At 74.8% G+C, this 17,037-nt stretch carries 15 protein-coding genes; 7 read left to right on the top strand and 8 right to left on the bottom strand.

Annotation, left to right across the window (positions count from 1 at the left end):
• Positions 1–1,421, bottom strand: a 1,421-nt coding sequence (locus ABZU46_RS10805; protein WP_354856330.1) for an AAA family ATPase, incomplete at its 3' end; no start/stop codon positions are given.
• A 201-nt stretch (positions 1,422–1,622) separates the two neighbouring features.
• On the opposite strand from ABZU46_RS10805, the gene ABZU46_RS10810 reads away from it, so the two are divergent.
• The 5 genes from ABZU46_RS10810 (at position 1,623) to serS (ending at position 7,001) form a co-directional block, all read left to right on the top strand.
• Positions 1,623–2,072 carry a hypothetical protein gene (locus ABZU46_RS10810; RefSeq protein ID WP_354856237.1) on the top strand — a complete coding sequence of 150 codons (450 nt, stop codon included), beginning with the start codon at positions 1,623–1,625 and terminating at the stop codon, positions 2,070–2,072.
• Complete coding sequence (locus ABZU46_RS10815; RefSeq protein ID WP_354856238.1) at positions 2,069–3,217, top strand: alcohol dehydrogenase catalytic domain-containing protein; 1,149 nt, start codon at positions 2,069–2,071, stop codon at positions 3,215–3,217. Before ABZU46_RS10810 ends, ABZU46_RS10815 begins: the two co-directional genes overlap by 4 nt.
• A 49-nt stretch (positions 3,218–3,266) precedes the next feature.
• Positions 3,267–4,487 (top strand): saccharopine dehydrogenase NADP-binding domain-containing protein, encoded by a 1,221-nt coding sequence (locus ABZU46_RS10820; protein ID WP_354856239.1) that lies wholly within the window; start codon positions 3,267–3,269, stop codon positions 4,485–4,487.
• Positions 4,488–4,512: 25 nt separating this feature from the next.
• A complete protein-coding gene (locus ABZU46_RS10825; RefSeq protein WP_354856240.1) occupies positions 4,513–5,622 on the top strand; it encodes a MerR family transcriptional regulator in 1,110 nt (369 codons plus the stop codon).
• Between the two features lie 95 nt (positions 5,623–5,717).
• On the top strand, positions 5,718–7,001 hold the full coding sequence (gene serS / locus ABZU46_RS10830) for a serine--tRNA ligase (RefSeq protein WP_354856241.1): 1,284 nt from the start codon (positions 5,718–5,720) through the stop codon (positions 6,999–7,001).
• Positions 7,002–7,029: 28 nt separating this feature from the next.
• Here serS and ABZU46_RS10835 read toward each other — a convergent pair whose 3' ends face one another.
• From ABZU46_RS10835 to ABZU46_RS10850, 4 genes are read right to left on the bottom strand one after another with little or no spacing between them, the layout of a single operon-like run.
• The gene (locus ABZU46_RS10835) at positions 7,030–7,911 is read right to left on the bottom strand and encodes a cytochrome c biogenesis CcdA family protein (protein ID WP_354856242.1); all 882 of its coding nucleotides are present in this window, start codon (positions 7,909–7,911) and stop codon (positions 7,030–7,032) included.
• Positions 7,908–8,537: a thioredoxin-like domain-containing protein gene (locus ABZU46_RS10840; protein WP_354856243.1), complete on the bottom strand. Its 630-nt coding sequence runs from the start codon at positions 8,535–8,537 to the stop codon at positions 7,908–7,910. The genes ABZU46_RS10835 and ABZU46_RS10840 overlap by 4 nt, the downstream gene beginning before the upstream one ends.
• A 41-nt stretch (positions 8,538–8,578) precedes the next feature.
• Positions 8,579–10,042, bottom strand: coding sequence for an NADH-ubiquinone oxidoreductase-F iron-sulfur binding region domain-containing protein (locus tag ABZU46_RS10845; RefSeq protein WP_354856244.1), 1,464 nt, complete (start codon positions 10,040–10,042; stop codon positions 8,579–8,581).
• Complete coding sequence (locus tag ABZU46_RS10850; RefSeq protein WP_354856245.1) at positions 10,042–11,706, bottom strand: hypothetical protein; 1,665 nt, start codon at positions 11,704–11,706, stop codon at positions 10,042–10,044. The genes ABZU46_RS10845 and ABZU46_RS10850 overlap by 1 nt, the downstream gene beginning before the upstream one ends.
• Positions 11,707–11,973: 267 nt before the next feature.
• Between ABZU46_RS10850 and ABZU46_RS10855 the strand changes: the two genes are divergently transcribed.
• Positions 11,974–13,419, top strand: a complete 1,446-nt coding sequence (locus ABZU46_RS10855; protein ID WP_354856246.1) for an alpha-amylase family protein — start codon at positions 11,974–11,976, stop codon at positions 13,417–13,419.
• 76 nt (positions 13,420–13,495) lie between these two features.
• Complete coding sequence (locus ABZU46_RS10860; RefSeq protein WP_354856247.1) at positions 13,496–14,407, top strand: L,D-transpeptidase; 912 nt, start codon at positions 13,496–13,498, stop codon at positions 14,405–14,407.
• Positions 14,408–14,417: 10 nt separating this feature from the next.
• Here ABZU46_RS10860 and ABZU46_RS10865 read toward each other — a convergent pair whose 3' ends face one another.
• Genes ABZU46_RS10865 through ABZU46_RS10875 form a run of 3 tightly spaced genes read right to left on the bottom strand, consistent with a single transcriptional unit; the run spans position 14,418 to position 17,037 of the window.
• Positions 14,418–15,050, bottom strand: a complete 633-nt coding sequence (locus ABZU46_RS10865) for a response regulator transcription factor (RefSeq protein WP_354856249.1) — start codon at positions 15,048–15,050, stop codon at positions 14,418–14,420.
• Positions 15,047–16,186 (bottom strand): histidine kinase, encoded by a 1,140-nt coding sequence (locus ABZU46_RS10870; RefSeq protein ID WP_354856250.1) that lies wholly within the window; start codon positions 16,184–16,186, stop codon positions 15,047–15,049. Before ABZU46_RS10870 ends, ABZU46_RS10865 begins: the two co-directional genes overlap by 4 nt.
• Before the next feature lie 26 nt (positions 16,187–16,212).
• Entirely contained in the window at positions 16,213–17,037 is an 825-nt protein-coding gene (locus ABZU46_RS10875) for an ABC transporter permease (protein ID WP_354856252.1), read from the bottom strand.

Consider the following 17,037-nt stretch of genomic DNA (forward strand, 5'->3'; position numbering starts at 1 on the left):
CGGGCGGCGGCGGCACGCGCCTGCGGCGGGTCACCGGCGAGCCGGGCCAGGGTCAGCTCCAGCGCGGTGGTCAACCGCAGGAACCGGTCCCGCCGCGGCACGGGCAGCGCGCTGGCGTGCCCGGCGGCCGTGCGCAGATGGCCGGCGGCGGCGGGCAGATCACCGGCGTAGGCGCGCTCGGCGGCACAGGCCAGAGCCACCTCCGGGTCGGCGTGCACCACCTCCGGCGGCGGGGACGGCGGCGGCCCACTGACCGGGTCGCGGTCGTAGCGGGTCAGCTCCGGCCAGTGCGCGACGAACAGGTCGCCGGCCAGGCCCCACCGGCCGCCGGCGAGGGCGTGCCGCAGCCCGTCGGCCGGGCGGCCGGCGCCGGCGTACCAGTCGGCCGCTCGCGCGTGCAGCTCCCGCACCTCGTCAGCGGGCATCCGGGCCAGCTCGGCGCGGAGCAGGTCGGCGAGCAGCGGGTCGCAGCGGTACCAGGGCGGGCGGGTCTCCTCCCGGTGCAACAGGCCGCCGGCCCCGGCCAGGTCGGCCAGCGCCTGCTCGGCGTCCACGCGGCCGGTCAACGCCTCGGCCAAATCGGCGCAGACGGTCTCGGCGAGGGCCGTACGGCGCAGCAGGTCCCGGTCGGCCGGGTCGATGGCGGCCAGCACCTCCTCGTGCAGATAGCCGGCGACCTCCGGTTGGTCGCCGCCGAACTGCCCCACCCAGCGCTCGGGGTCGGGCTGCCCCCGCAACGCCAGCGCGGCGATCCGCAGCGCGGCCGGCCAACCCCCGGTGCGCTCGCGCAGCCGGCGCACCGCGGCCGCCGGCAGTGGTGCGGCGTGCGCGGTCAGCAGGTCGGCCACCTCGTCGTCGGTGAAGGCCAACTCGTCCGGGCCGATCTCGGTGAGCTCGCCGGCGAGGCGCAGCCGGTGCAGGGCCAGCGGCAGCCCGGCCCGCGCACCGACCACCAGGCGCAGCCGCTGCTCGGAGTGCCGCAGCAGGAACTCCAGCCCGGTCAGCGCCGCCGGGTCGGTGATCCGGTGCAGGTCGTCCAGGACCAGCAGCACGGGCTGCTCCGCGGCGGCGAGCCCGGCCGCCAGCAGTTCCAGTTGGTCCGGGCGCGGCGGGCCGGTGGGCAGCGGCGTCACCAGGTCGTCGTCCGCCGCCCCGGTGGCCGTGCGCAGCGCCGCCGCCAGGTACGCCCAGAGCCGGTCGCCGTCGTCGCCGGCCTCCACCGAGACCCACGCCGGCCCGGACATCGACCCGGGCTCGGTCAGCCGGACCCAGGAGGCGAGCAGGGTGGTCTTGCCCCAGCCGGCGGGCGCGGCCACCAGGGTGACCGGCCCGGCGCTGCCCTCGTCGAGCCGGCGCAGCAGGCGGGGCCGGGCCACCACCGGCTCGGGCGGCACGGTCGGGGTCAGCCGCGACGCCAGCAGCGCCGGCTGCTCCCCCCGGCGTCGCGGTGCCGTGCCGACTCGCGCGTGATCCTGCTGTTCCGGCACCCGGCCCCACCCCCACGACGCGTTCCACCCCCGGTCGGCGAGCGGTTACCCGGCCCGAACCTGTTCACCCCTTCCGGGCGAGCCCGCTTCACCCCGGCGCGACCGACGATCGGGAGACGTGGACCGGGAGGACGGATGGGACCGATCAGACGGCTGGCGCGGGCGAGATCCGCAGTCGGCACTGGTGCGCGGGCCGGGGCGGCGCGGCTGCTGCGCGTACCCCGGCGGCGCGGCCGGCTCGGCGCGGACCGCCACCGGACCACGGCGGCCGGGTGGGAGGTCGTGACCGTCGACCGACCCGCGGACCAGGTCCTTCCCGGCGGCCGGTGGCCGGAGCCGTTGCGCGACCTGGACGGCACGGTCGAGGTGCGGGTGCGGCCGGCGCCGGGTGACCGGGGCACCGAGTTGGCCGCCCGCCCGGTGGCCGGCGCCGCCGCGGCGCCCGGCCTGGCCGCGCATCTGGTCGGCGACGACCCGCAGCTGCTGGTCCGCCGGACACTGCGCCAGGTCAAGCAGCGCGTGGAGGCCGGCGAGGTGCTGCGCGCGGACCGCTCGGCGCTGGACCGCCGGACGGCCCGCGGGTGAGGGCGCTGTGCTGGGTGGCCGCCGACGAGCTGGCGGTACGCGAGGTGCCCGACCCGGAGCTGCGCAACGAGCGGGACGTCATCGTCCGCGTCCGCCGCAGCGCCACCAGCGGCGCCGACCTGCCGCTGCTGGCCGGTCGGGACCCGCTGCTGCGTGCCGGTGACGTGCTGGGGACGGAGTTCCTGGGCGAGGTGGTCGAGGCCGGCCCGGCGGTCCGGCGACACCGGATCGGCGACCGGGTGGTGGTCGGCGCGAGTGTCGCGTGCGGCGGCTGCTGGTACTGCCGCCGGGGCCGGCACTCCTGCTGCGACAACGGCGGCACCGACGTGGCGAGCGTCGATCCGGACCGGGGGCGTTCGGACGCCGGCTGCTTCGGCCGGCCCCGGGCGGCGGGTGGCTTCGCGGGCGGCCATGCCGAGTACGTCCGGGTGCCGTACGCCGACGTGGGCGCGTTCCGGGTGCCGGACGCGGTCGGCGACGACCGGGCGCTGTTCGCCGCCGACGCGGCGCCGACCGGCTGGCTGGCGGCCGAGCTGGGCGAGGTGCGACCCGGCGATGTGGTGGCGGTGTGGGGCGCCGGGGCGGTGGGTCAGTTGACCGCTCGCGCCGCGACGCTGCGCGGCGCCGCCCGGGTGCTCGTCGTCGACCGGCACGAGGAGCGGCTGCGGATGGCCGAGCGGCACGCCGGGGCGGAGCCGCTGGACTACCGCCGTACCGACGTCGCGGCGGAGCTGCGGGAGCGCAGCGGTGGACGCGGCCCGGACGTGTGCGTGGTCGCGGTGGGCGTACCCCCGACGCGGTCGGTCGTCGATCGGTTGGCCGGCCGGGACGTCGACCGCCCGGACGCGGTGCGCGAGGCGGTGCACGCCTGCCGCAAGGACGGCGTGGTGGTGGTGCTCGGCGGGGCCCAGGGGCACGTGGACGCGTTCGCGCTGGGCGCGGTGACCGACAAGCGGCTCACGGTGCGGGGGGCACGCCGGCCGGACCTGCGCGACGTGCCGATGCTGCTGCACCGGATGGCCCGCGACGAGCTGCGTACCGAGCACCTGGCCACCCACCGGCTGCCGCTGGAGGACGGCCTCCGCGGGTACGCGCTGTTCGCCGACCGCGCCGACGGCTGCGTCCGGGCCGTGTTCACGCCGTGACCGCGCCCTCCGATCGGCGCTGGGCGATGGCGGGTGGCAGACTCGGGGGATGGCTGGGGAGCGGGCGTACGACGTGGTGCTGTTCGGGGCGACCGGCTTCACCGGGGGGCTGACGGCCGAGTACCTGGCCCGGCACGCGCCGCCCGGGTTGCGGTGGGCGCTGGCCGGGCGCAACCCCGATCGCCTCGCCGCCGTGCGCGGCCGGCTCGCCGCGATCGACCCCACGCTGGCCGACCTGCCGCTGCTCACCGCCGACGTGACCGACGCCGGGTCGCTGCGCGCCGTGGCGGAGAGCGCCCGGGTGGTCGCCAGCACCGTCGGCCCGTACGTCCACCACGGGCAGCCACTGGTCGCGGCCTGCGCCCGAGCCGGCACCGACTACCTGGACATCACCGGGGAGTCGGAGTTCGTCGACCTGATGTACGTCCGCCACCACGCCGAGGCGACCGCCAGCGGCGCCCGGCTGGTGCACGCCTGCGGGTTCGACTCCATCCCCCACGATCTGGGCGTCTGGTTCACCGTCAAGCAGCTGCCCGCCGGCGTTCCGATCACCGTGGACGGCTACGTACGCGCCGGTGGCCGGTTCTCCGCCGGGACGTACCATTCCGCGCTCACCGCGTTCGCCCGGACCGGGGAGGCCAGCCGGGCCGCCCGGGCCCGCCGGGCGGTCGAGCCGCGCCCCACCGACCGCCGCGTCCGGGCGGTGCCCGGCCGGCTGGCCCGCTCGGCGGAGCTGGGCATCTGGACCGTGCCGCTGCCCACCATCGACCCGCAGGTGATCCGCCGAACGGCTGCCAGCCGCCCGGAGTACGGCCCGGACTTTCGCTACCGGCACTTCGCCGCCGTGAAGCGGCTGCCGACCGTGCTGGTCAGCGCGGTGGGGCTCGGCGCGCTGGTCGGCCTGGTGAAGGTGCCGCCCACCCGACGTTGGCTGCTCGGGCGGCTCGCCTCCGGGCAGGGCCCGACCCCGCAGCAGCGGGCGGCGTCCTGGTTCCGGGTCCGGTTCGTCGGCACCGGCGGCGGGAAGCGCGTGGTCACCGAGGTCGCGGGGGGCGACCCGGGCTACGACGAGACGGCGAAGATGCTCGCCGAGTCGGCGCTGTGCCTGGCGTTCGACGACCTGCCGCCGACCGCCGGCCAGCTCACCCCGGTCGCGGCGATGGGTGACGCGCTGCTGGACCGGCTGGTCCGGGCCGGGCTCACCTTCCGGGTGCTCAAGCGGGACGATGCCACGCCGACGGCGCAGCGGGACGCGGAGCCGGCGGCTTGACCCTCGACCAGGTCGAGGGGGCAGGATGCCCGACGTGGTGAGCGACCTGCACAGCATCGGCGAGTTGGCCCGGGCCAGCGGCCTGACCGTCAGCGCGCTGCGCTTCTACGACTCGGCGGGCGTGCTGACGCCGGCCCTGGTCGACCCGGTGACGGGTTACCGCTGGTACACCGACGAGCAGATCGGCCCGGCCCGGCTGGTCGCGGGGCTGCGCCGGGTCGGCATGCCGGTGCCCGAGATCGCCGCCGCCGTCCGCGCCGAGCCGGCCGAGGTGCACCGGCTGCTCGACGCGCACCTGCGCCGGCTGGCCGACGGGCTGGCCGACGCCCGCCGCGAGATCGTCCGGCTCCGGGCCCTGGTCGACCCGGCGCCCACGACGGTGACCACGCTGCTGCTCTCCCCCGCCGAGCTGGCCGCCGCCCTCGACGCGGTGCGCTTCGCCGTCGGCGCCAACCCGGAGCTGCCGGCGCTGTCCGGGGTGCTGCTCGACGTGGAGCCGGACGGTGTGCGCCTGGTCGCCACCGACCGGCACCGGCTCGCGCTGGCCCGGGCCGGTGCGGCCGTCGACGGACCGCCCGCGCGGGTGCTCGTGCCGGTGGACCTCGTCGACCGGCTGCGCCGGCTGCTCGACACCGCCGACGCCCGGGAGGTGCGGCTGACCGTGGCCGGCGTCGACCTGCGGGTGGCGGTGGCCGGTCGGACGCTCACGGGCACCGCCCTGCCGTACGACTTCCCGGACTACCGTCGGCTGCTGCGCGAGGCGGTCGGCGAGCGGCCGGCCGCGTACCGCATCCCGGTGGACGTGGTGGCGCTGCGCGCGGCACTGCGCGACCCGGCCGCTCCCACGCTGGCCCGCGAGTACGCCGGCACGCCGCTGGCGGTCTCCGTTCTCGGCCTCGACGACTCCGGCGGCCTGCGCCTGCTGCACCCCACCGAGCTGGCCGCGGCCGACCCGGCGCCCGATCCGGTGAGCGGGCTGCGGTTCGGGGTCAACGGCGAGTACCTGCTCGACGCGCTGGACGCGGCCGGCGGCCCGCAGCTGGTGCTGGAGCTGGACGGGCCGATCGCCCCGCTGGCCGTGCGCCGCCCGAACGACGAGGACACCTTCTCCGTGCTGATGCCGATCCGGCTGTAAAACCTGTCGCGCTCCCCGTACCCGGGTGCGAAGGTGCGCGACGGTAGCATCTGGTGGTTCACCAGTGAACCCCGGACGGAGGCGTACGGAGCAGCATGCTCGACATGGAGTTGATCCGGAAGGATCGCGAGGCGGTGGCGACCGCGCTGGCGAAGCGTCTGGATCCCGCCGAGGTCGATCGGGCCCTGGACGAGATCCAGCGGCTCGACCAGGAACGGCGCGCCCTGATCACGGAGATCGACGCCGAGCGGCAGCGCCGCAAGGCGGAGGCCCGTGCGTACGCGCAGGCGAAGCGCGCCGGCACCGAGCCGCAGGTCACCGCGCCCGAGGCGGAGCGCAAGCAGCTCGCCGAGCTGGAGTCCCAGTTGGACGAGGTGCAGGCCCGGCTGCGCGACGCGATGAGCGAGCTGCCGAACCTGCCCAGCGACGACGTCCTGCCCGGCGGCAAGGAGGCGAACCGGGTCGTCAAGACCTTCGGCGAGCCGCCGGTGATCGAGAAGGTCCGCGACCACGTGGAGCTGTCCCGCGCGCTGGGTCTGGTCGACTATGAGCGCGGCGTCAAGCTCGGCGGCTCCGGCTTCTGGATCTACACGGGGGTCGGCGCGCGGCTGGAGTGGGCGCTGCTCAACTACTTCGTCGACCAGCACATCAGGGCCGGCTACGAGTTTTTGCTCCCGCCGCACCTGCTGCTCGACTCGGCCGGTTTCGCCGCCGGTCAGTTCCCCAAGTTCTACGACGACGTCTACCACCTGGACGCCGACTCCGCGCCGCGCGGGCAGTTCCTGCTGCCCACGTCGGAGACGGCGATCCTGGGCGCGTACCAGGACGAGATCCTGGAGACCACGAAGCTGCCGCTGAAGGCGTTCGCGTACACGCCCTGCTACCGGCGGGAGTCGGCCGGGTCGCACTCGGACGAGCGCGGCACGGTGCGCGGGCACCAGTTCAACAAGGTGGAGATCTTCCAGTTCACCCTGCCCGAGCAGGCGGACGCGGCACTGGAGGAGATGCTCGCCCACGCCGAGAGCCTGGTCGAGGGGCTGGGTCTGCACTACCAGCGGACGCTGCTCTCGGCGGGTGACGCGAGCGCCTCGATGAAGAAGACCCTCGACATCGAGGTGTGGATGCCGAGCACCGGCAAGTACAAGGAGGTGTCGTCGGTCTCCTGGGCCGGCGACTACCAGGCCCGCCGGGCGGCCATCCGCTACCGCGAGCCGGGTGCCAAGCAGACCCGCTTCGTGCACACCCTCAACGGCTCCGCGCTGGCCACCAGCCGGCTCTTCCCGGCCATCCTGGAGCAGTACCAGCAGGCCGACGGCTCAGTCCTGGTCCCCGAGGTGCTCCAGGACCGCCTGGGCACAGACCGCCTGTCCCCGCGCTAAACCCCGCCTCCCGCTGTCGATCATGAAGTTATTGCCCGCCGCCTCGGCGTGTCGCGGCAACAACTTCATGATCGACGCTGGGAGGGCGGCGGCGCCTGAGCAGGGGTACCGCCAGGAGGAGGGCTGCCAGGGCGGCCAGGAGTGGTGTCGGGCCTAGCGTGTCGACGGTGTTCGACAGGGTTTGCTGGAACTGTGTTGCCGCTCGGATGATCGGGTCGCGCAGGGCGTCGCGGCGGCCGGCGGCCAGCCGCAGCTCGTACCAGCCGTACCAGGCGACGTACCCGCCCGCGAGCAGCAGCACCAGGCCACTGAGCCGGGGCACCAGCGCGCCGGCGACGCGCAGCCGGGCCACCAGCCCGTCGCGCAGCAGCGCCACACCGAGCGCGGCGACCGCGACCACCAGACCCATCCCGAGGGCGTACGCGCCGAACAGGGCCAGCCCGCGGCCGGTCGAGCCGGCCTGGAGGCTGGTCACCACGATGGCGAGAAACGGTGCGATGGCGCAGCCGAGCGACGCCAGCGCGTACACCGCGCCGAACAGCGCCATCGACGGCCAGGACCTGGTCAGCCGGGGCGCCCGCGCGGTCCACCCGGGCGCGGGCAGCCGTCGACCGGCGAGCAGCCAGCAGCCGGCCACCACCAGTAGCAGTCCGAGCGCCACGGTCAGCCACGGCAGCCGGGGACGCAGCCAGCCGGCCAGCGGCGCGAGCGCCAGGCCGAAGGCGCCGAAGACCACCACGTACCCCAGGGTGAGCCCGGCCGCCGCGGTGAGCGCGCGGCCGACCGCGCCGCGGGTGTCCGACGCTCCGGCGACCAACAGCGAGAGGTACGCGGGCAGCAACGCGAAGCCGCACGGGTTGACCGCGCCGAGCATGCCGGCGGTCAGCGCGAGCAGCAGCGGGGCGGTCACGCCCCGGCCAGGGCGGCGACCCGGGCGCTGAGCGCCTCACCGTCCAGGAAACCCTGGTGGACGACCTTGCCGTCCCGGTCGATGATCACAAAGATGCTCTGCTCGGTCACCTTGAACCGCTTCCAGAGCACGCCCTTGCGGTCGTCGATCTGCGGCGTGTCGCCGAGGTCGAACTCGCTGACGAAGTTCTTCATGTCCCGCTGCTCGCCGAGCCCGGCGACGCCGACGATCGGCACGGTGTCCCGGTACTTCGGCGCGATCTCGGCCACCGTCCACGCCTGGCTGGCGCAGGTGGCGCACCACGGCGCCCAGAACCAGAGCACCACCGGCCGGCCGGCCAGTCGCGTCGCGTCGAACGCGCTGCCGGTGAGGGTGGTCCCGCTGAAGCGCAGGACGTCCGGGACCTGGACCTGGACCGGGGCCGGCGCGGCCGACGGCGAGCCGGTCGCGGAGGCAGCCGGGGTGGCCGGGGAGCTGGCCGGGGCCGGCGCGGTCCCGGCGGCGGCAGCGTCGGGCGGCACCGTGCCGGTGCAGGACGCCGTGGCGAGCAGGGTGGCGACGAGCGCCCCCACGATGGCGGCGCGGCGCGGGTACGCCGCCGCTGTCCGCCCGATCGGCTTGCGCATCCGCAGCTCCGTTCGACAGGTGTGGTGGTCAGTGCCTTTCCCTACTCGGCCTTGGCGAGGCGCAGGGCGAGTTCCGGGCAGACCTTGACGGCCTTCAGGGCGCCCTCGCGCAGCCAGGTCGGCACGGGAGTGGTCGGGAACGCCGGATAGCCGTTGCCGTCCAGCCGGATGAAGTCCGGCACCACGTGCGCGCAGAGGCCGTGCCCGTCGCAGCGGGACCAGTCCAGGGTGAGCATCTGCGGATTGGGGTCGGGCGCGCCGGGCAGCCCCATGACGCCCTTGACCCGCCGGCCGCAGCCGTCGCCGGTGCTGTGCAGCCGCAGGTCCTCGGCGAAGACCTCGATCGCGGAGAGGGCGAACCGGGCCGTGCCGTCCGGGTGGCTGCACGCGCCGCGGCCCTTGACGTCGCCGGCGGCGGCCCGCACCACGTCGGCCGGTTGGCTGCCGGCCACGGCCAGGTCGACCGCGCGGGCCAGGTCCGGCAGGCCCATCTTGCACGGGCCGCACTGGCCGGCGGACTCGCCGGCCAGGTAGCGCACCACCTGGGCGGCCTCGCCGAGCGGGCAGGTGTCGACGCCGATCGGGATGATGATGCCGGCGCCGAGGGTGCCGCCGACCGCGGCCAGGCCCTTGCGGGAGACCTCGGCCTTCTCCGCCGCCTCCGGGGTGATCCACTTGCCGTGGTAGCCGCCCATCAGGATGCCCTGGACGTCCGGGACCTCGCACAGGTCGAGAACGTCGCGCAGCGGCATGCCGGCCGTGCACTCCACCACCGCCGGACGGGCCGCCGCGCCGGTCACGGTGAGCAGCACGGTGCCCGGCTCGTCGTCGGTGCCGAGCGCCGCGTACTCGTACGGGCCGAGTCGTGCGCCGACGGCGAGCTGGGCGTACGTCTCGGCGTTGGACAGCAGGGTGGGCAGGCCGCCGACGCCGGAGTCGCTGGAGCGCTTCTTGGTGCCCGGCGGGATGTGCGGCAGCCCGTTGATGCCGTTGACCAGCGCGCCGCCCTCGCCGGAGATGAACCGATGCGGCACGGTGACGATGGTGGTCCGCACCGGCATCCGGCGCTCCGCGAGAGCCTCCATCAGCGAGTCCCGGCCGACACCGTCGTCGGCCACGCCGAGAACGATCTCCTCGGCGTCGAGCGCGTACGCGGCCAGCGCCGCGCCGTCGAGGATCAGGTGCGGGGCGCGGGTGAGCAGCACCTTGTCCTTCCAGCTGGCCGGCTCCCCCTCGCTGGCGTTGACGACCACCACCGCGGCGAGGTCCTGCCGCTCGCAGGACTCCAGCACCGCGCGCAGCTTGCGGGCGAACGGGAAGCCCGCCCCGCCCTTGCCCTTGAGCTGCATGCCCTCGACGAGCCGGAGCAACTGCGCCGGCTCCATCGGGCCGATCGGCCCGTGCACCTCCTCGTGCGCGGCCAGGTCGAGCCGGCCGAACTCGGCGAAGCCGGCGGTCAGCCGAGGCTCACCGACGCAGGCCACCGGCGGCACGGTCGTGCGCATCACTTCGCCTCACCCCGCAGCCCGGCCCAGTACGCCCCGTCCACGGCGTCCGCGCTGGCCTTGCGGCGCTTGGCGGACCGGCCCTCGCCGGCGGCCCGCCGGGCTCGCCGCGACGCCAGGTCGACAAGGGTCGGGGTGTCGTCGACGGGCGGCGGCACCTCCTCGGGCACGTACCGCGCCGGCGGGCGCCAGTAGTCCGGCTCCTCCGGCAGATCGTCCTCGACGCTGTGCCGGCCGCTGCCGCTGCGCGGCGCCGCCGAGATCGGACCACCCGAGATCGGGCCGGCCGAGATCGGCTCGGCGGAGACCGGGCCGGCGGAGATCGGCTCGCCGGCCTGCCAGCGGCGCGGGCTGTCCCACGGCTCCTCCGGCTCCTCGACGGCCCGTCGGGGCGGCGCCGAGTAACGGGTGCCCTCGTCCTCGGAGCGGGACCGGCGGCTGCTCTGCTCGGCGGCCGGCTCCTCGGCGCGACGGCGCCGGGTCGGGGCGGTCTCCTCGTCACGGGTACGCGACGCGCGCCGCCCGGTCACCGGCTCCAACTCCTCCTCGTCGCGAAGGCGGGTGCCGGTCTCCTCGACGCTGCGCCGGCTCGACCGGCGGGTCGTGGTCTCCGCCTCGTCGCGCCGTCCACGCGTCGGCCGGTCGGCGTCCTGCCGAGCCGCCGGTGCCTCGTCCCGCCGCCGTCGACTGGGCCGGGCCGGCTCGGCGAGCGAGCCGGGCTCGGGCACCACCGGAACGGTGAACCGCTCGGGGTCGCGCCGCCGTGGGCCGGGCGGCGCCGTCCAGGTGGCGGTGGTCGCCTCCGCCCAGGCGGGGCGCTTGTCCTCGCTGGCGTCGCGGCGACGGCTCAGGCCGGCCAGCAGCGACCGCCCGCGGCCCTCCTCGGTGGCCCGCCCGGCCAGCACCGCGTTGCGCACGGCGGCCTGGTGCTGCTCCCGGCTGCGCCGGCCGATGGTGACCGAGAGCCGAACCAGCAGCGCCAGCACGACGAACAGGATGCAGGCGAGGTAGCTGAGCACCACCCAGGACTTCGCGGCCCGACCGGCGTTGAGGCCGTGCACGATCGCGAAGGGCCAGGCGAGGTAGGCGGCGGAGTGCAGGGCGCGCCACAGCCACTTCGGACCGACGCCGGCGAAACGGGCCCGGATGATGCCGGTCCAGATCACGCTGACCATGAGCAGGGCCGCCACCGTGCCGAGGCCGACGTAGAGGCCCCGGCCGCCGACGAACGGCACCAGCGAGTCGGTCGCCGCCGCGCGACCGGTAGCGATCTTGGTGAGGACGTGGAAGAACAGCCCGGCGACGCCCAGGACGCCGGTGGCGCGGTGCGCCGACTGCATCAGCACCCGGTGCGAGATGCCCAGCACCAGCCGGTCGGTGGCGAGCAGGCCCAGCATCACGGTGAGACTCAACGACACCAGGGCGATCACCCCGGCGAAGAACTCGGTGAAGAAGAAGCCGTACGCGTACGCCGTCTGGCCGGCGCCGGTCAGCATGGTCGCCGCCCAGAGCGCGGCCAGCGCGGACGCGATCAGCAACGTCGTCGCCGAGCGCGACCTGGTCCGCACCCCCCGACTGCTGGTGCTGGTCCGGACCTCGGTGGCCTTCTGGTTCTGCTTTGCCCGGGCCATCTGCTCCTCGATCGTCTCGCGGCGGCGCACCACCGGCCGACCCCTGCTCCCCCATCCAGTACGGACCGGCGGGGCGAGCGGATCACCCGGGGACGGAAATTTCTGGGCCGGATCGAACCGACCGACGCCGGGACGCGTGTAACGGCCACCGTGGACAGTGATCGACATCCATACATTGACAGTCGTTGCAACACGCTTGTAACCTTTCGGCAAATTTCAGCATGGGTTGCAAGATTCGAGCAGCCGATGCGATCCCCCGCCGCACCACCACCCCCACCCCCGCTCCCGTCAGGAGTCCCGATGCACCGACGTCGACGCGGCTCGGCGATCCTCGCCCTCGGCCTGGTCGCCAGCCTGCTCGTCCCCCTCACCGCGGCGGCGCCCCCGGCCGCCGCCAGCCCGTCCGGCGCCAAGAAGGTCATCGTCCAGCTCTTCGAGTGGAACTGGCCGTCGGTGGCCAGCGAGTGCCAGAGCACGCTCGGCCCGAAGGGCTACGGCTACGTCCAGGTCTCGCCCCCGCAGGAGCACGTGCGGGGCAACCAGTGGTACATGGCGTACCAGCCGGTCAGCTACCGGATCGAGTCCCGCAAGGGCACCCGCGCCCAGTTCCAGTCGATGGTGAACACCTGCCACGCGGCCGGCGTCAAGGTGCTCGTCGACGCGGTGATCAACCACATGTCCGGCCAGGACAACGGCGGCACCGGCTGGGCCGGCTCGTCGTACTCGCACTACGACTATCCGGGCATCTACCAGACCCAGGACTTCCACCACTGCGGGCGCAACGGCGGCGACGACATCGCCAACTACAACGACCGGTACGAGGTGCAGAACTGCGAGCTGGTCAACCTGTCGGACCTGAAGACCGAGTCGGACTACGTCCGGACGAAGATCGCGTCGTACCTCAACGACCTGCTCTCCCTCGGCGTCGACGGCTTCCGGCTGGACGCCAGCAAGCACATGCCGGCCGCCGACATCGCCGCGATCAAGAGCAAGCTGTCCCGCTCGGCGTACATCGTGCAGGAGGTCATCTACGGCGCGGGCGAGCCGGTCCAGCCGACCGAGTACACCGGCAACGGTGACGTGCACGAGTTCCGCTACGGCAAGGACCTGGCCCGGGTCTTCCGCTCGGAGAAGCTGGCGTACCTGAGCAACTTCGGCGAGGGCTGGGGTCACCTGCCCACCGGGTCGGCCGCGGTGTTCGTGGACAACCACGACACCCAGCGGGACAACAGCGGGGTGCTGACCTACCGCGACCGGGGGATCTACGCCCTCGCGAACGCCTTCATGCTGGCCTGGCCGTACGGCTCGCCGACCGTCATGTCCAGCTACACCTTCAGCAACCGCGACGCCGGCCCGCCCTCGGACGGCAACAACAAGACGCTGAACACCGCCTGCTACTCCGGCTGGGAGTGCGAGCACCGCTGGCCGGTGATCGCCAACATGGTCGGCTTCCGCAACGCCACCGAGGGCGCGGGCGTGGCCAACTGGTACGACAACGGCAACAACCACATCGCGTTCAGCCGCAGCGGCAAGGGCTTCGTCACGCTCAACGACGAGGACTCCGCCGTGAACGGTCGCTCGTACTACACCGGGCTGCCCGCCGGCCGGTACTGCGACGTCATCCACGGCACGTACGCGGGCGGCACGTGCAGCGGACCGGTGATCACCGTGGACGGTAACGGCTGGTTCGCCGCGAACGTGCCGGCGCACGACGCGGTGGCCATCCACATCGGCGCGCGGGTCTGACCGACCCCGGGGCCTCCGGCCGGCGCGTATCGCCGAACCGGGGGCCCCGGACCGTCCACCGCCATAAAGTGGTTTGGTGTCGTTTGACCGAATGTCCCCGTACCGCCGCCGTGCCGGCTGGATCGCCGCCGGCATCGCCGTACCCGTGCTGCTTGCCGCCGCGCTGCTGGTCGGCCAGGCTCTCACCCCACGCTCGACGGCCCCCGACAGGCAGAACGTGGCCGCAGCCGACCCGACGCCGAGCAGCATCGAGCAGAGCCCGGAGGAGTCGGTCCCGCCGGCCGCGCCCGCCCCGGCCAGTCTGCCGGTGCTCGACTACGACCCCGCGCCCAAGGGTTTTCCCGCCGACCCGGCCACGATGGACGTCACGCCCCTGACCGAGGGCGTGCACCCGACCCGGCGGATCGCCGCGTACGACGCGCCCGGCGGACGGCCGCGGGCCTTCCTCGAACCGACGCTCGCCGGGGTCGAGCTGACCGTGCCGATCGCCGAGCGTCGGGTCGGCTGGACGGCCGTCCTGCTGCCCTCGGCCAACCGGCGTCTCGCCTGGCTGGCGCCCGGCGGGTTCGACACCGTGGCGCTGCGCGACCAGATCGTGGTCGAGCGCAAGGCGCACCGGCTCACCTGGTACCGGTCCGGCAAGGCGGTGCGCTCCTGGGAGACGAGTCTCGGCCAGTCCGGGCAGGAGACGCCGCTCGGGCGGACCTTCGTCCTGGGCCGCACCCCACCGCCCGGGGAGGTCTACGGCGGGGTGGACATCTACGCCCTCGGCTCGGTGCCCGACGACCCGGAGGCGGTGCCCACCGGGCTGCGCGGCGCGCACATCGGCCTGCACACCTGGTACAACGACGACGAACTGGGCGAGAACACCACCAACGGCTGCATCCGGGTCAACCGCAGCGGCCAGCGGGAACTGCTCGCCGAGGTCCGACCCGGCAGCAGCCTGGTGGTGGTCGACCGGCTCGCCACCCCGCCGCCGACCGCCTGAGCGGGGCCGCTCAGTCGCCGAGGAGCCAGCCGTTCTGCTCGGCGATGCGCACGGCCGCGGCCCGGTTGCGGGCGCCGGTCTTGCCGATCGCCGCGGAGAGGTGGTTGCGCACCGTCCCCTCGGACAGGTGCAGCGCCTTCGCCAGCTCGGCGACCGCGCCACCGGCGCGCGCCGCCCGCAGCACCTCGGTCTCCCGCTCGGTCAGCGGGCTCGCCCCGGTGGCCAGGGTCTCCGCGGCCAGCGTCGGGTCCACCACCCGCAGGCCGGCGTGCACCCGGCGGACCGCGTCGGCGAGCTGCCGGGCCGGGGTGTCCTTGACCACGAAGCCGTTCGCGCCGGCCTCCATGGCGCGACGCAGGTAGCCGGGCCGACCGAACGTGGTCACCACCAGCACCCGGCAGGCCGGCAGCGCCGCCCGCAGCGCGGCGGTGGCGGCGATCCCGTCCAGGCCGGGCATCTCCACGTCCAGCAGGGCCACGTCGGGCGTGTGCCGGAGGGCCTCGGGCACCACCTCGTCGCCCCGGCCCACCTCGGCCACGACAGTCAGGTCCGGTTCCAGCGACAGCAGCGCGGCCAACGCACCACGGACGAGCGCCTGGTCGTCGGCGAGCAGCAGCCGGATCGGCGTACCCGCCGCGCTCACCGGGCCGCCACCGGGGCGTGCACCCGCAGCAGGAAGCCGGTGCCGTCGTCCCGCCCGCGGCCCACTGTCACCACGGCGTCCAGCCGGCGGGCCCGTTCCCGCAGACCGACCAGCCCGTACCCGGCGGCGCCGGCGTCCGGCGTGGACGGCCCCCGGCCGTCGTCGCTCACCTCGACCCCGTCCGGGCGCACCCGGATCGTGCAACACCGCGCGCCGCTGTGCCGGACCACATTGGTCACCCCTTCGCGTACCGTCCACCCGAACAGCCGGTCCCACTCCCTCGGCAGCTCCGGCACCTCGGCCGGCAACTCCGCCGCGATGCCCGCCGCGGCGAGGGCGGACCGCGCGCCGGCCAGCTCCCCGGCGAGGGTGACCTCCCGGTACGCCCCGACGGTCTGCCGCACGTCGGCCAGCGCCGCCCGCGCCAGCCTCTCCACCTCGGCGATCTCGGCGGCCGCCCGGACGGTGTCGACCTCGATCAGCCGCCCGGCCAGCTCGGCCTTGATCGCCACCACGGTCAGCGAGTGCCCGAGGATGTCGTGCAGGTCGCGCGCGGCGCGGGCCCGCTCCTCGGCGACCGCGAGCCGGCCGATCTCCTGCTGCGCGGCCTGCAACTCGCTGTTGCGCTGGGCCAACCGGGACACGCCGAACATGGCGAACGAGGCGAGCAGCACCGCGAAGACGATGCCGTGCTCCGCCTCCCAGCCCGGCACCAGCCAGGACGCCAACGCGGGAGTCACGGCGCAGAGCGCCACGGTGACCAACGCCTCCCACGGCGGCAGCAGGAACACCCCGGCCGCGGCCACGTAGACCAGGGTCGCCAGCCAGTCGCCGCCGGTGCCCGGGATGCTGACCAGGCCCACCGCGAGCAGCGCCAGCAGGCCCAGCCGCGCGCGCCCCGCCGGGATCGGCAGCAGCAGCTGGCGCAGCCGGCGGGCCCACTGGAACAGCAGCACGTAGCCCAGACCGAAGACGACCAGGGCGGTCACCCCGACGACCCGCCGCCACGGCTCCGGCTGCTGCAACGCGGTGGAGATCGGAATGTTGAGGAAGAACAGCCACACGGCGGCCAGCAGCCAGCCGATGTACCGCCACTGGCGGTTCATCGGCTGGGGCTGCCCCGTCGGGAGGTCCATCGGCTCCACGCTAGCGGTCGCGGCGGTCAGACCCGAGCGGTGTCCCGGCGGAACAGCCGGGCCGCGCCGACGCCGAAGGCCACGGTCCAGAAGACCATGTTGGCCACCCCGGCCATGCTCACCCCGTCGCCGGTCAGCGGGGCGCGGGCCAGCTCACCCATGCCGTACACCGGGGTGAACTTCGCGGCCTGCTGGAGCACGTGCGGCAGCACCTCGACCGGCACGAACAGCCCGCCGAACATGGCCAGCACGGCCAGGATCGGCCCGATGAACTGCATGACGTTCTCGGCCGGCACCAGGTAGCCGATGAACAGACCGAACGCGGCGAAGACCAGCGAGCCGAGCCACGCGGCGAGCCCGGACAGCAGCCAGACGTCCAGCGGGAGGCGGACGCCGGCCGCGGCGCCCACCACGAACTCGATGACGACAGCCATCAGGCCGAGGGTCATCGCCGTGGCCACCTTCGTCGCCACGTAGGCGGTCGGGCGCAACGGGGTGAGCCGCAGCTGCCGGCTCCAGCCCAACGCCCGCTCGGTGGCCACCGCGCCGCCCGCGCTTGTGGTCGCCACCATCGCCGCGTACACGGCGAGGCTGATCATGACGTACGCCGTCACGGGTCGGCCGTTGTCCAGGGTCTGCCCCCGCTGCGGCAGGCCGAAGATGAGGAAGAAGACAGCCGGCATGATCAGCGTGAAGGCGAGGGTGCGGCGATTGCGCAGCACCCGCCGCAGTTCGATGCCGAGGACGGCCGGGGCGAAGCCACCCATTGCGGGCAGCCGGCGGTCGGGCTGGGTGGGTCGGTCGGGTCGGTCGGTGCGGGTGGCGGCGGGGGTGGCCGGCAGGGTGGACAT

Origin of the sequence: Micromonospora sp. NPDC005197 (genome assembly GCF_040608295.1) — a bacterium.
Taxonomy (GTDB): domain Bacteria; phylum Actinomycetota; class Actinomycetes; order Mycobacteriales; family Micromonosporaceae; genus Micromonospora.

Excerpts from the sequence above, each read along its gene's own strand:
- ABZU46_RS10810 (WP_354856237.1), top strand. The coding sequence starts at position 1,623 with ATGGGACCGATCAGACGGCTGGCGCGGGCGAGATCCGCAGTCGGCACT.
- ABZU46_RS10820 (WP_354856239.1), top strand. The coding sequence starts at position 3,267 with ATGGCTGGGGAGCGGGCGTACGACGTGGTGCTGTTCGGGGCGACCGGC.
- ABZU46_RS10825 (WP_354856240.1), top strand. The coding sequence starts at position 4,513 with ATGCCCGACGTGGTGAGCGACCTGCACAGCATCGGCGAGTTGGCCCGG.
- serS (WP_354856241.1), top strand. The coding sequence starts at position 5,718 with ATGCTCGACATGGAGTTGATCCGGAAGGATCGCGAGGCGGTGGCGACC.
- ABZU46_RS10840 (WP_354856243.1), bottom strand. The coding sequence starts at position 8,537 with ATGCGCAAGCCGATCGGGCGGACAGCGGCGGCGTACCCGCGCCGCGCC.
- ABZU46_RS10845 (WP_354856244.1), bottom strand. The coding sequence starts at position 10,042 with ATGCGCACGACCGTGCCGCCGGTGGCCTGCGTCGGTGAGCCTCGGCTG.
- ABZU46_RS10855 (WP_354856246.1), top strand. The coding sequence starts at position 11,974 with ATGCACCGACGTCGACGCGGCTCGGCGATCCTCGCCCTCGGCCTGGTC.
- ABZU46_RS10870 (WP_354856250.1), bottom strand. The coding sequence starts at position 16,186 with ATGGACCTCCCGACGGGGCAGCCCCAGCCGATGAACCGCCAGTGGCGG.
- ABZU46_RS10875 (WP_354856252.1), bottom strand. The coding sequence starts at position 17,037 with ATGTCCACCCTGCCGGCCACCCCCGCCGCCACCCGCACCGACCGACCC.